We start from the raw sequence: 13,548 nt of genomic DNA on the forward strand, positions 1-13,548 counted from the left end.
GTGCCCCGGAATCCTTCGCCCGCATGTCGCGGCGGACGGCGCGCTGGTGCGGCTTCGCGTGCCCGGAGGGCAGGTACCCGACGGGGCGCTCCGAGCACTGTCGGACGCGGCCATCGCCTACGCCGATGGCGACGTGCACCTCACGTCGCGGGGAAACCTGCAGCTCAGAGGCATCGGACTCGACGAGTGCGGTGCCGTCCCCGCCGGACTGGCCGAAGTCGTCACGGCGGCCGGACTGCTGCCGTCGGCGAGCCACGAACGGGTGCGGAACATCGTCGCCTCGCCGCTGACGGGACTCGCCGGTGGACTCACCGACGTCCGGCCTCTCGTCCGCGAACTCGACGCCGGACTGTGCGCCGATCCGGTCCTCGCCGACCTGCCCGGCCGGTTCCTGTTCGGCCTCGACGACGGCCGTGGCGACATCGCGGCGCTGCGGTGCGATCTCACCGCCGTCGCGCTCGACGACGGGACCGCGCGGATCGTCGTGGGTGGACTCGCCGGCCCTACGGTACGGCTCACGCAGGTCCCGGAGACGCTCCTGCGCCGGGCCCGCCGCTTCGTCGAGATTCGCGAGTCGGTGTGGCACGTGCGTCAACTTCCGCGTGCGGGAGCGGAACTCGGCGGTACCGTTTCCGCTCCGCGGCCACCGGTCTTCACCATGCCGTACGGCACGATCGGCGACGCGGTGTCGGTGATGGTGCCGCTGGGGATTCTCACCCCCACCATGGTCGCTGCATTGCCCGATAGCGGTGTGGTCGTCACGCCCTGGCGCGGCCTGATACTTCCGTCCGGATCGAATCTCGTCGCGCTGCGCGAGACCGGTTTCGAGACGATCCCCGATTCACCGTGGCAGCGGGTGACCGCGTGCACGGGAGCGCCCGGGTGTAGCCTCGCCGGAGGTGACACCCGAGCGCTGGCTCGCCGGATCGTCGCCGGAGATACCACCGATTCCCGAATTCACGTCGCCGGATGCGAACGCGCCTGCGGCGCACCGCACTCGCCTCACCGCCTCGTTTTCGCCAGGAGCACCCCGTGACCCTTCGACCTCCCCCGCGTCGGTACGACTACGTCACCGACGGCGCCGAGATCTACGTCCGGTCGTTCGCGACGATCCGCGCCGAGTCGGAGCTGTCCGCGATTCCTGCGAGTGCGGAGAAGGTCGCGGTCCGGATGATCCATGCAAGCGGGCAGACCGATCTGGCACGAGATCTCGTGATCCACTCCGATCTTGTTCCGTCCGCCCGCACTGCTCTGAACGCAGGTGCTCCGATCCTCACCGACGCGAACATGGTGGCCTCCGGGGTCACCCGTACGCGCCTGCCCGCGGGCAACGACGTGGTGTGCCTGCTCGCCGACCCACGTGTCCCCGAACTCGCCGAGCGGTGGGGCACGACCCGTTCCGCAGCGGCGGTGTCGTTGTGGGCCGACCGCCTCGAAGGCTCCGTCGTCGCGATAGGCAATGCCCCGACGGCCCTGTTCCATCTGCTCGAGATGCTCGACGACGGCGCCCCGCGACCGGCCGCGATCGTCGGTGTTCCCGTCGGGTTCATCGGCGCCGCGGAGTCGAAGGAGGCGCTGCTCGACCATCCGCTGCAGATCCCCCATCTGGTGGTGCGGGGGCGCCGCGGCGGGTCGGCGATGGCGTCGTCCGCGATCAATGCACTTGCCCAGGAGAAGGAATGAGCGACACGATGCCAGGCAGGTTCTACGGCGTGGGCCTCGGTCCCGGTGATCCCGAACTCATCACACGCAAGGCCGCGCGGCTGATCGCCGAGGCCGACGTGCTCGCCTACTATTCCGGCACGCACGGCCGCTCCATCGCCCGGTCGATCGCCGCCGACCTGATCCCGGACGGGGTGATCGAGGAACTGCTCGTGTACCCGGTGACGACGGGCACCACCGATCACCCGGGCGGCTACGACGGTGCGATCGCCGATTTCTACGACGAGTCCGCCGCCCGGCTCGCCGTCCACCTCGACGCGGGACGCACCGTCGTCGTGCTCTGCGAAGGCGACCCCCTGTTCTACGGCTCGTACATGTACCTGCACGACCGCCTCGCTCCGCGATACCCGACGGAAGTGGTGCCGGGGGTGACGTCGGTGTCCGCCGCATCTGCTGCGGCCGCCGAACCGATGGTGCGCCGCACCGATGTCCTCACCATCCTGCCCGGCACGTTGCCCGCCCCGGAACTCGCACGGCGGCTCGCCGACACCGACGGCGCGGCGATCATGAAGCTGGGCAGGACGTTTCCCGCCGTCCGGGAAGCTCTCGCCCAGTCCGGTCGCCTCGACGACGCCGTCTATGTCGAACGCGCGTCGATGGATCGGCAACGCATCCTGCCGGTCACCGAGGTCGACGCCGACGCGGTGCCGTACTTCTCGGTGATCCTCACGGCCGGTGACCGCTCGCCGAGGAATCGCGCCGTCGCCGACCGATCACGGCCCTCCGTAGCGGCCGAGGTGACACATCCGGAGGCGAACGAACTGTTCGTCGTCGGGTTGGGTCCCGCGGACGAGAAGTGGCTGACCGCCGAGGCCGCCGACGCACTCGCGAAGGTCGATCACGTCGTCGGATACGGACCGTATGTCGATCGCGTCCCGGTACGTCCCGGCCTGCACCGTCATTCGAGTGGCAACACCGTCGAGGTCGACCGCGCGCGATTCGCTCTCGACCTCGCGCTGTCGGGCGAGAAGGTCGCGGTGGTCTCCGGTGGCGACGCCGGGGTGTTCGGGATGGCGTCCGCGGTGTTCGAGGCCGCCCAGGACGACACCTACGCGTCGGTGCCGATCCGCGTCCTGCCGGGCGTCTCCGCGGTGCAGGCCGTCGCGGCGCGTGCCGGCGCCCCGATCGGCGGCGACTTCGCGGTGATGAGCCTGTCCGATCGCCTCAAGCCGTGGGACGTGATCGAGAAGCGGTTGGCCGCGGTGTCCGAGGCCGATCTCGTCCTGGGCATCTACAACCCGGCGTCGCGGTCTCGGACGACGCAGGTCGCGGATGCGAAAACTGTTCTGCTGAGGCATCGTCCGGCCGACACCGTCGTCGTGATCGGGCGCGATGTGGGACGGTCCGGTGAGTCGCTCGAGGTCACGACGCTCGAGAAGCTGGATCCGGCGGGTATCGACATGAAGTGCCTGCTCATCGTCGGTGCTGCGGGTACCTCCGTGACACCGACCGGTGCGGTGTGGACGAAACGATCGGTGGACGGTCAGAGTTCGGGATCGTCGACGACCGACTGGACGAGCCGGCCGTAGGTCTCGATCAGGGTCTCGCCGGGCATCTCGTCGGGCGACAGCAACTCGAACGTCCTCAGGCTGCCCGCCAGTCCCAGCAGGAGGGTGACGACCATCTGCGAGCGCACCAGCCCCGCGGATTCGTCCCCGATCAGTGCCGCGATCCGGGCGACGACCCGCTCGTTCGTCCGCGCGCGGACCACAGCAGGATCCGCTGCCTCACGGATCAGGAAGGGTGCCATCGCCCAGAAGTCGTAATCGTCCGAATCCCGTCGTTCGACGACCGCACGCACCATCCGGTACCCGACCGGCTCGTCGTGACGGGTGGCCTCGGCGAGTCCGGGCGAGTCCGGGGCGGCCGCCTGGAAGAGTTCGGCCTTGCTGCCGGTCAGTTTCATCACGAGAGCCGGTGAGACACCGGCCGCTTCGGCGACGTCCCTGATCGTGGTGCCGTTGAAGCCGCGCTCGGCGAACAGCGGCCGTGCGGCGTCGAGGATGACGTCGCGGGTGGTTCGCTCGGTCACCTAGGCCTTCGCCTCCACGGATGCGCCCGCGACGCGCGTCGTCGACGGTCGGTGCCTCGGAAGGAACATGGCTGCCAGGCTAGCGGAGAACGTCGCGGCGCCGGCGATCCCGAACATCGCCACGAAGGCACTGTGGGCCGGGAAGACCGTCCCGGCCGCCTCCATGGTGAGCCCGGCGACCAGTGCCGCGACCACCGCGCTCATGCCCGACGATCCGATCGTACGGAGCAGGCTGTTGACGCCGTTGGCCGCTGCGGTCTCCGTGAGCGGGACGACCGCCATGATCAGCGCCGGCATGGTCGCGAAGGCCATCGCGTTGCCGATGCTGACGAGGACGCTACCGATGACGATGAGTGCGACGGTGTCGTCGAAGATCATGCGGAATCCGTAGGCCACGGTCATGAGCAGTCCCGCGGCCAGGAGAGTGGTGCGGCCGCCGAATCGTGCGGTCATGCGGGCCGACAGCGGGGAGACGACGAGCATCGTGAGTCCACCCGGAACCATGCACAGACCCGCGGTCGCCGCACTGAGACCGAATCCGAAGCCGGTGATCTCCGGAAGTTGCAGTTGCTGCGTCGTGGAGAGGGTGTTCGCGTACGCCGCGAAGCCGACGAAGAGTCCGGCGATGTTGGTGAGCAGAACAGGCCGACGCGACGAGACGCGCAGATCCACCATGGGGACGGGAACGCGCAGTTCGTACGGGACCCAGATCGCGAGGACGACGGCGGCCGCCCCGAGGCTCACGAGGGTCTGCGGACTCGACCATCCCCAGACCGGTCCCTTCGAGATCCCGAGCAGCAGCGCCACGAGTGCGAGCGACAACAGCACCGCGCCGACGAGGTCGAAGCGGCCCCGGGTGCCCGAGGCGCCCGCCGGAACCGTGACGAGGATGCCGACCAGCAGGAGCACACCGGCAGCCGCCGAGACGTAGAAGACCGAGGCCCACCCCAGGGTGTCGTAGAGAATGCCCGCTGCCGGTAGACCCAGGGCGCCTCCGATGCCCATCGTGGCGCTGGTCAGTGCCACTGCGCCCGCGACCTTCTCCCGTGGCAGCAGGTCGCGCAGCACGGCCATGGCCACCGGGATGAGCGCCGAGGAGAAGCCCTGCAGCGCACGGCCGACGAGGACGGCGATGTAGCTCCCGCCGAGCGCGGCGATCAGCGACCCCACGACCATCATCGCCAGCGACAGCACCATCATTCGGCGCTTGCCGAACATGTCGGCCGACCGCGAGACGATAGGGGTCGCCACCGCTCCGGTCAGCAGCGTGATGGTCACCAGCCACGTCGCGGCGCCGGCGGAGACGTCGAGGATCTCGGGGAAGTCCGGAAGCAGCGGAATGACCAGCGTGGTCTGCAGAGCCGCGACGAGACCCGCCAGGCTCAGCAGCGTCGTGATCGTCGTGCCCGACGCCGGTGTCGTTCGTCCCATGTCCCCATCTCCGTTGCCACCCTGCGGGGTGAACACCGTTCACCCCGCATCGAGTGAACGGCGTTCACCCCCGGGTTGTCAACAGGTTCGCGCGCCGTACCGGGGTTCGCCCCTGCTGCAACCGGGGCGAATCCCGGTACGGCGGGCGAAGATGGAGTTATCCGAGACCGGGGCGCTCGCGGGCGGGGTCGTAGAGATGCGAGCAGGCCACATCCGGCCGCTCACGCACGCCGAGAGCGTGTCCGACGACGATGACCGCGGTGTGCTTCAGCTCCGCGGCTTCCACACCGTCGGCGATGTCGGCGAGGGTGCCGCGCAGCACGACCTGGTTCGGCCGCGATGCGAACGCGACCACCGCGACGGGACAATCGGCGCCGTATTCGGCAGTGAGTTCTTCGGCCAGGACACGGATGCGGGTGATCGCCAGGTGCAGGACGAGACTCGCCCGGATCCCCGCGACCCGCGTCAGAGCCTCGGTGTCGGGCATCGCCGTCGACCGGGCCTGCGTGCGGGTCAGCACGACCGTCTGCACGAGTTCGGGAACGGTCAGTTCGGTGCCGAGTGCCGCGGCCGCCGCGGCGTAGGCGGGCACACCGGGCGTGACGTCCCAGGGCACGCCTGCGGCGTCGAGTCGTCGCGTCTGTTCGGTGAGCGCCGAGTACAGCGACGGGTCGCCGGAGCACAGTCGCACGGCGTCGAGGCCGCGCCGGTGCGCGTCGACGAGATGGGCGGTGATCTCGTCGAGGTCCAGGTGTTGTGTGTCGACCAGTTCGGCGTCGTCACGGCAGTGCGAGAGGGTCTCGGCATCGAGATAGGTACCGGCGTACAGCACGACCGGGACCTCGCGCAGCAGGTTCACCGCTCGCAGCGTGAGCAGGTCGGCCGCTCCGGGTCCGGATCCGACGAAATGGACGGTCATCGTTCGCCTTTCACTGCGCTCCACTGCACGACCGGTCGCTGCGCACGCCAGCCGGTGAATGTTCCTATGGGATCTGCGTGTTCGACGGACAGACGGGTGAGTTCACCGCCGTGCGTCTTCCACCACAGCACGAGGCCGGCCTCGGTCTCCAGCGTCACTGCATGCGCGACGAGCCGACCGCCGGGAGGCAATGCGTCCCAGCACGTGTCGAGCACACCCTCACGACTTCCTCCCCCGCCGACGAAGATCGCGTCGGGCACCGGGAGTCCGTCGAGCGCGGCGGGGGCGGCACCACGGACGACCCGCACCGCCGACGGCACACCCAACGCGGCAGCATTGCGCTCGATTGCGCCGGCGCGCCTCTCGTCCTTCTCGATCGCGAGAGTACGACAGCGCGGATCGGTTCGCGCCCATTCGATTCCGACGGACCCGGCTCCCGCACCGACGTCCCACAGCAACTCCCCCGGTCGTGGCGCGAGTGCGCACACCGCCGCGACACGCACGGTCCGCTTGCTGAGCTGTCCGTCGTGTTCGAACAGGGAGTCGTCGAGACCGGGCAGCACCGACAACCCGGCGGGTCCGTCGACCTCGACGCACATCAGACTCAGAGACCGGACGCCCGTATCGGTCAGATGGGCCGCCTTCGCATCGATCCGGGACTCGTCCGCAGCACCGAGATGCGACAACACCGCGACCCGTGAGTTCCCGAAACCGGCGGCCACCAGGAGCGTCGCAACATCCGCGACACGTGCACCGTCGACGAGGACGACGAGTTTGCGTCCGCGCGTCAGAACTCTGCGCAGAGCATCGATCTCGCGACCCACGACGGTGACCGTCTCGCACTCCTCCGCGGACCAGCCCATGCGCGCACGGGCGAGTGCCGCCGACGAGACCGCCGGGATCACCTCCACGGCGTCGCCTCCGAGACGCCGGATCAGGGTGGTACCGATCCCGGAGACCAGCGGATCACCGGATGCCAGCGCGACGACGTCCTTGCCGGCGTGCCGGTCGAGGAGGTCGTCGAGCCCGGACAGGAGCGGCGACGGCCACTCTTCGCGCACCGCTGCGCAGGCGGGCACCAGATCGAGGTGGCGCCGGCCGCCCAGCAGGACCTCGGCTGCGAATATCCGTTCCCGGACGGCCGACGGCACGCCCGCCCATCCGTCCGCCCCGATTCCGACAACGGTGATGCCTGTCGTCTGTCGCATCGGTCCCATGGCGGTGAACCATAGCCCACGCGCCATGGCCTAGACTCGGCCGCGGCAAGGCAATCGAAGGTGCCCCTCACGGGGATAATCGGGAAGCCGGTGAGAATCCGGCACAGGCCCGCTGCGGTGACCCGGGAGTCGTCGATCATGCGCACCCGCGCAGCCACTGGACCGTCCGGTCCGGGAAGGCGATCGCACGGCGTCCGACCGGGAAGTCCGAATACCGGCCTTCGAACAGCTTGCCGCGAAGAACATCCCAGCGGGAGCCTGTGGAGGTCGAAGTGCATGTGTATCCGTTCGGTGCGGTGGTCGGTTCGGACGACCTCGCGCTGGCCCTGACCCTGTGTGCGGTGTCGCCGTCGATCGGCGGTGTGCTCGTGCGCGGCGAGAAGGGCACCGCGAAATCGACGACCGTGCGTGCCCACGCCGCGCTGTTGCCGCAGATCACCGTCGTGGACGAGTGCCGGTTCTCGTGTGATCCGGCCGCACCCGACACGTCCTGTCCGGACGGCCCTCACCCTGCCGATGCGGGCGCGCATGTCCGTCCGGTGCGGCTGGTGGAACTGCCTGTCGGCGCGGCCGAGGATCGCGTCACCGGCTCGCTGCATCTCGGCAAGGCACTGGCCGACCGCACGGCGGAATACGAACCCGGCCTCCTGGCATTGGCCCACCGCGGCGTGCTGTACGTCGACGAGGTCAACCTCCTGCACGACCACCTGGTCGACCTACTGCTCGACGCCGCGGCGATGGGTCGCTCGACCGTCGAACGCGACGGGGTCTCCGTCGAGCACGCCTCCCGATTCGTGCTGGTCGGGACGATGAATCCCGAGGAGGGCGAGCTTCGCCCGCAGCTGCTCGACCGCTTCGGTCTCGCGGTGGACGTGGCCGCGCCCCGCGACCCGCACGTGCGCGCCGAGATCGTGCGGCGGCGGATGGCCTTCGACGCCGATCCGGCCGGTTTCACCGCGCGGTGGGCGGATCGGGATGCCGAGTGGTCGCGCCGCGTCGTCTCCGCACGCGAACTCGTCCCGCAGGTCGTGCTGAGCGACGATGCGCTGGTCTCGATCGCCGAGGTGTGCGCGGCGTTCGACGTGGACGGCATGCGCGCCGACCTGGTCACCGCCCGCACAGCGATCGCACACGCCGCCTGGCACGGCCGCCTCGAGGTGACACGCGAGGACATCGCGGCAGCAGCCCGGCTCGCGCTTCCGCACCGTCGGCGCCGCAACCCGTTCGACGCCCCCACCAGCAGCGACGACCTGCTCGACGACCTGCTCGGCGGAGACGACCCCGATCCCGGCCCCGACGACGATCCCGGTGGCGGCGAAAGCGCACCCGACGACTCGGCAGCGGAGACGTCCTCCGGCTCGGGCGACAGGTTGTCCACCACCCTGGCGTCGGCATCGGATCCGTTTCGCGCCAGGGTGTTCTCCGTCGATCGGGTCGGGCGCGGGGCGGCCGGCCGTCGGTCGCGGGCGGTCACCACGATCGGCCGCACAGTGGGCAGTCGCCGCGGCGACACCGGTCCGGTTCACCTTCCCGCCACGATCCGCGCGACCATCCTCACCGATCAGGGTCTGCAGCTGCGCCGCAAGATCATCGAAGGCCGCGAGACCAATCTCGTCCTGCTCTGTGTCGACGCCTCCGGGTCGATGGCCGCACGCAACCGGATGGTGCAGGTCAAGACCGCCGTCCTGTCGCTGCTGCTCGACGCCTACCGCCGTCGCGACATCGTCGGCCTCGTGACCTTCCGCGGCACGGGCGCGACCCTCGCACTCCCGCCGACGAATTCGGTGGACGTGGCCGCCGCACGACTACGAGAACTCCCCGCCGGTGGGCGGACCCCGCTGGCCGAAGGTCTGATCGAAGCGGCCGAAACCGTTCGACGCCATTCGCTCCGGGATCCACGTCGGCGTGCCCTGCTCGTCGTGGTCACCGACGGTCGTGCCACCGCCGGGCGGGACGCTGTGCAGCGTTCGCTCGACGCCGCAGACGTCATTGCTGCACAGGGAATCTCCTCGGTGGTGGTGGATTCCGAGACGGGACGGTTCCGGATGGGTCTCGCGGCCCGTCTCGCCGAACGCCTCGGCGCCGAATACGTGCCCGTCGGTGAGGTCGATGCCGACGCCCTCGCGGGAATCGTTCGGGAGAGGGCCGCCTGATGCCGAAGGGACAGCCCACCGTCGTACCCGACGACGGTCTCACGACCCGCCAGCGCCGCAACCGGCCGCTGCTGATGGTCAACACCGGTGACGGAAAAGGGAAGTCCACGGCCGCATTCGGTCTCGCGCTGCGGGGCTGGAACCAGGGCTGGTCGGTCGCCGTCTTCCAGTTCGTCAAGTCCGCCAAGTGGCGCCTCGGCGAGCAGACCGCCTTCGAGACCCTCGCCGACCTGCACGACGAGCGCGGCACCGGCGGGCCGATCGAGTGGCACAAGATGGGATCCGGCTGGTCGTGGTCGCGCAAGGAGGGCACCGAGGAGGACCACGCCGCCGACGCCCGCGCCGGATGGCGCGAGATCCAGCGACGCCTCGCCGCGGAGCAGCACGGCCTGTACGTGCTGGACGAGTTCACCTATCCGATCGCCTGGGGGTGGGTCGACATCGACGAGGTCGTCGATACGCTGACCTCTCGGCCGGGACGCCAGCACGTCATGATCACGGGGCGGCGGGCGCACCCGAAGCTCGTCGAGGTCGCCGACCTGGTGACGGAGATGACGAAGGTCAAGCATCCGATGGATGCGGGTCAGAAGGGCCAGCGAGGGATCGAGTGGTGAGAGTTCCACGTGTAGTCGTCGCCGCACCGGCATCCGGGCACGGGAAGACCACCGTCGCCACGGGTCTCATGGCGGCGCTGCGCCGCGCCGGCCATGTCGTGTCGGGCCACAAGATCGGTCCCGACTACATCGATCCCGGCTACCACTCCCTCGCCACCGGCCGACCCGGCCGCAACCTCGACCCGCATCTCGTCGGCGAGGACCTCGTCGCTCCCCTCTTCCTGCACGGCGCCGCCGGCGCGGACATCGCCGTGATCGAAGGTGTCATGGGGTTGTACGACGGGATGATCGGCACCGACGGATACGCGTCCACCGCCCACACCGCGGCCCTGCTGTCCGCACCGGTGATCCTCGTCGTCGACGTCTCGCACGCCTCCCGGTCGATCGCGGCGATCGTGCACGGCATGGCGTCCTACGACCGCGGCACGCGGATCGCCGGCGTGATCCTGAACAAGGCCGGATCGCAGCGACATTCGGACGAGGTGATCCGCGCACTCGAACCGACCGGCATCCCGGTGATCGGCGTGCTCGGTCGCGACGACGGCATCACCGTTCCGTCGCGCCATCTCGGCCTGGTGCCCGCCGAGGAACGCGACGAGGCGACCGCACAGGTGGATCGGCTCGCCGCGCGGATCGCCGAGCGCATCGACCTCACCGAGATCCTCGGTATCGCCTCGGCAGCACCCGACCTGTCGGCAACGCCGTGGTCACCGGGCACATCCACCGCGGACGGACCGGTGATCGCTGTCGCCGGAGGTCGTGCCTTCACCTTCCGCTACACCGAGACCGAGGAACTCCTGCGCGCACACGGATGCCGACCGGTGTCGTTCGATCCCCTGCGCGACGAACGGCTGCCTGCCGGCACCGCGGGGATCTATCTCGGCGGCGGGTTCCCCGAGGTGCACGCCACCGACCTCGCCGCGAACCTCCCCCTGCGCACGCACCTGCGCGCCGCGATCGCGGCGGGGGTTCCGACCGTCGCCGAGTGCGCCGGTCTGCTCTATCTGGGGCGGGAGGTCGACGGGCACGAGATGGTCGGCGCCCTCGACACCTCGGCACGGATGACGCCGCGCCTGACCCTCGGCTACCGCACCGCGATCGCACCGCAGGACACCCTGCTCGCCCCCGCCGGCACCCGCGTCACCGGCCACGAATTCCACCGCACCGCGATCGATCCCGGCTCGTCTCCCGCGTGGCTGCTCGACGGCCGGCCGGACGGCGTCGCGACCGCCACGGTGCACGCGTCGTACCTGCACACGCACTGGGCCGGACATCCCGATCTCGCACGACGTTTCACGGACGCCGCACGGGCGGCGGAGCCCGCACCCGAACCCACCTCGGCACCGGCACGTCGTCGAACACACGAACCCGACCTGCACCATCACGGCGACCGCGACGCGACCGAGGGGCTGGTCGACCTCGCCGTCAACGTCTCGCGCCGACCGCGACCGGTATGGCTCGACGACGCCCTGCGTGCCTCGCTGGACGCTCTCGCCCGGTATCCCGACCCGAGCGATGCACGCGCCGCCCTCGCCGATCGTCACGGCCGCAGCAACGACGAGGTCCTTCCGACGGCGGGGGGTGCCGAGGCGTTCACGTTGATCGCCCGGGCGCGGGCATGGCGGAAGCCGGTGGTGGTGCACCCGCAGTTCACCGAACCGGAGGCGGCACTGCTGGCCGCCGGGCATCGCGTCACGCGAGTCGTGTTGCGCCGCGACGACGGGTTCGTCCTCGATCCGGGTGCGGTCCCGGAGGATGCCGACCTGGTGATCGTCGGCAATCCGACCAATCCCACCTCGGTCCTGCACTCGGCGGACACGCTTCTGGCACTGACCCGACCGGGGCGGGTGGTCGTGGTCGACGAGGCGTTCATGGACGCCGTTCCCGGCGAAACCGAATCGTTGACGGGAGAGTTCGTTCCGGGACTCGTGGTGCTGCGGTCGCTCACCAAGACGTGGGCGATCCCGGGCCTGCGCGCGGGATACGTGGTCGGCGACGCCGCGGTGCTCGTGGATCTCGCCGCGCAGCAGCCGCCCTGGTCGGTGTCCACTCCCGCAGCGGCCGCGATGATCGCGTGCGCATCCGACGATGCAGTACGCGAGACCGACGTGATCGCGCGGGAGATCGCCGCTGACAGGGAGGTTCTCGTCGACGCCCTCACCGACCTCGGGATCCGCCTGGTCTCCCCCTCGACGGCCCCGTTCGTGCTGGCGTCCGTTCCCGAAGGAACTCGGGATCGATTGCGGGAGAAGGGTTTCGCACTGCGTCGCGGCGACACCTTTCCCGGTCTCGGTGACGACTGGGTGCGGATCGCGGTGCGCGACGCGGCGACCACGGCGGCGCTCGTCGAGACGTGGAGAACGATCCTGTGAAGCAGAGGGCACTCGGACTGGTGCTCGGCTACGCCGCCGACCAATTCTTCGGCGACCCACAGCGGTGGCATCCCGTGAGCGGCTTCGGGAAGTTGGCGCGCGCCGCCGAGGGCCGGCTGTACGCCGACCACCGCGTCGCCGGGGTGGTGTTCACCTCACTACTGGTCGGCTCCGCCGGCGCGTTGGGATACGTCGCCGACCGCGCGACCCGCGATCGTCCGGTGCTGTCGGTGACCGTCACGGCGCTGGCCACCTGGACCGTGCTCGGTGGTCGTTCCCTCGGATTCGAGGCCCGGACGATCGACGCCCAGCTCCGCGACGGCGATCTCGCCGCGGCGCGGCAACAGGTGACCCACCTGGTGGGCCGCGACCCGTCGCAGCTCGACGAGAACGGGATCGCGCGCGCCACCATCGAATCGGTCGCCGAGAACACCTCCGACGCCGTCGTCGCCCCGCTGTGGTGGGGTGCGGTCCTCGGTCCGGCCGGTCTGCTCGGCTACCGGGCCGCGAACACCCTCGACGCGCGCGTAGGTCACCGCACGCCGCGACTCGAACGGTTCGGCTGGGCCTCGGCCCGGTTCGACGACCTGCTCAATCTCGTCCCCGCTCGCCTCACCGCCCTGTTGGCTGTCGCACTCGGTGACGACGGCCGGGGCGCGGTCCGGGCGTGGCACCGGGACGCGCGTAAGCATCCGAGCCCGAATGCCGGTCCGGTCGAGGCGGCGTTCGCCGGTGCTCTCGGGATCCGGCTCGGCGGCACGAACGTCTATCACGGGGTGGTCGAGGATCGCGGCACGCTCGGCGACGGACCCACGCCGGTCCCGGAAGATATCGGCCGGACCGCGCGACTCGCCTCGAAGGTCGGACTCGGAGCCGTGGCGACGGCTGTCGCCGTCGCGGTCGCACGTCGTCGATAATCTGCTCGGCATTTCGCCACCTCGACGGACAATTCCGTTCCGAAGGTGAAATTTCGGGGTGAATCCGTGTTCATTCTGTCCGAATACGTAACTCCGGTTACTGTTCGTGCGATTCGTACATCGGAAAAAGAAGTACGGAACCGTTGAGCAGGGGGAAGCCGACGTGGAGGT

The 13,548-nt window shown here is 69.9% G+C and carries 11 protein-coding genes and 1 riboswitch; of the genes, 7 read left to right on the top strand and 4 right to left on the bottom strand.

Annotation, left to right across the window (positions count from 1 at the left end; all coding sequences use genetic code 11):
• Positions 1 to 46 precede the first annotated feature (46 nt).
• Genes C6Y44_RS19980 through C6Y44_RS19990 form a run of 3 tightly spaced genes read left to right on the top strand, consistent with a single transcriptional unit; the run spans position 47 to position 3,251 of the window.
• Positions 47 to 1,036: a cobalamin biosynthesis protein CobG gene (locus C6Y44_RS19980; protein WP_174246994.1), complete on the top strand. Its 990-nt coding sequence runs from the start codon at positions 47 to 49 to the stop codon at positions 1,034 to 1,036.
• Positions 1,033 to 1,683 carry a precorrin-8X methylmutase gene (locus C6Y44_RS19985; protein ID WP_016691521.1) on the top strand — a complete coding sequence of 217 codons (651 nt, stop codon included), beginning with the start codon at positions 1,033 to 1,035 and terminating at the stop codon, positions 1,681 to 1,683. Before C6Y44_RS19980 ends, C6Y44_RS19985 begins: the two co-directional genes overlap by 4 nt.
• Complete coding sequence (locus tag C6Y44_RS19990) at positions 1,680 to 3,251, top strand: precorrin-2 C(20)-methyltransferase (protein ID WP_159417645.1); 1,572 nt, start codon at positions 1,680 to 1,682, stop codon at positions 3,249 to 3,251. Before C6Y44_RS19985 ends, C6Y44_RS19990 begins: the two co-directional genes overlap by 4 nt.
• Here the strand turns inward: C6Y44_RS19990 and C6Y44_RS19995 are convergent.
• The 4 genes from C6Y44_RS19995 to C6Y44_RS20010 form a co-directional block, all read right to left on the bottom strand.
• Entirely contained in the window at positions 3,206 to 3,754 is a 549-nt protein-coding gene (locus tag C6Y44_RS19995; protein ID WP_159417644.1) for a TetR/AcrR family transcriptional regulator, read from the bottom strand. The genes C6Y44_RS19990 and C6Y44_RS19995 overlap by 46 nt on opposite strands.
• Positions 3,755 to 5,185: an MFS transporter gene (locus C6Y44_RS20000; protein ID WP_159417643.1), complete on the bottom strand. Its 1,431-nt coding sequence runs from the start codon at positions 5,183 to 5,185 to the stop codon at positions 3,755 to 3,757.
• 157 nt (positions 5,186 to 5,342) lie between these two features.
• The gene (locus C6Y44_RS20005; protein WP_159417642.1) at positions 5,343 to 6,104 is read right to left on the bottom strand and encodes a cobalt-precorrin-4/precorrin-4 C(11)-methyltransferase; all 762 of its coding nucleotides are present in this window, start codon (positions 6,102 to 6,104) and stop codon (positions 5,343 to 5,345) included.
• The gene (locus C6Y44_RS20010) at positions 6,101 to 7,321 is read right to left on the bottom strand and encodes a bifunctional cobalt-precorrin-7 (C(5))-methyltransferase/cobalt-precorrin-6B (C(15))-methyltransferase (protein ID WP_026061003.1); all 1,221 of its coding nucleotides are present in this window, start codon (positions 7,319 to 7,321) and stop codon (positions 6,101 to 6,103) included. The genes C6Y44_RS20005 and C6Y44_RS20010 overlap by 4 nt, the downstream gene beginning before the upstream one ends.
• Positions 7,322 to 7,362: 41 nt before the next feature.
• Positions 7,363 to 7,558: riboswitch (cobalamin riboswitch) on the top strand.
• Positions 7,559 to 7,593: 35 nt separating this feature from the next.
• On the opposite strand from C6Y44_RS20010, the gene C6Y44_RS20015 reads away from it, so the two are divergent.
• Genes C6Y44_RS20015 through C6Y44_RS20030 form a run of 4 tightly spaced genes read left to right on the top strand, consistent with a single transcriptional unit; the run spans position 7,594 to position 13,377 of the window.
• Positions 7,594 to 9,474 (top strand): VWA domain-containing protein, encoded by a 1,881-nt coding sequence (locus C6Y44_RS20015; RefSeq protein ID WP_026061002.1) that lies wholly within the window; start codon positions 7,594 to 7,596, stop codon positions 9,472 to 9,474.
• Positions 9,474 to 10,088, top strand: coding sequence for a cob(I)yrinic acid a,c-diamide adenosyltransferase (gene cobO, locus C6Y44_RS20020; RefSeq protein ID WP_159417641.1), 615 nt, complete (start codon positions 9,474 to 9,476; stop codon positions 10,086 to 10,088). Before C6Y44_RS20015 ends, cobO begins: the two co-directional genes overlap by 1 nt.
• Positions 10,085 to 12,460, top strand: a complete 2,376-nt coding sequence (locus C6Y44_RS20025; RefSeq protein ID WP_120283626.1) for a cobyrinate a,c-diamide synthase — start codon at positions 10,085 to 10,087, stop codon at positions 12,458 to 12,460. Before cobO ends, C6Y44_RS20025 begins: the two co-directional genes overlap by 4 nt.
• Positions 12,457 to 13,377 carry a cobalamin biosynthesis protein gene (locus tag C6Y44_RS20030; RefSeq protein WP_159417640.1) on the top strand — a complete coding sequence of 307 codons (921 nt, stop codon included), beginning with the start codon at positions 12,457 to 12,459 and terminating at the stop codon, positions 13,375 to 13,377. The genes C6Y44_RS20025 and C6Y44_RS20030 overlap by 4 nt, the downstream gene beginning before the upstream one ends.
• The last annotated feature ends 171 nt before the right edge of the window (positions 13,378 to 13,548 follow it).

The sequence above is a fragment of the Rhodococcus rhodochrous genome, from assembly GCF_014854695.1.
GTDB lineage: Bacteria > Actinomycetota > Actinomycetes > Mycobacteriales > Mycobacteriaceae > Rhodococcus.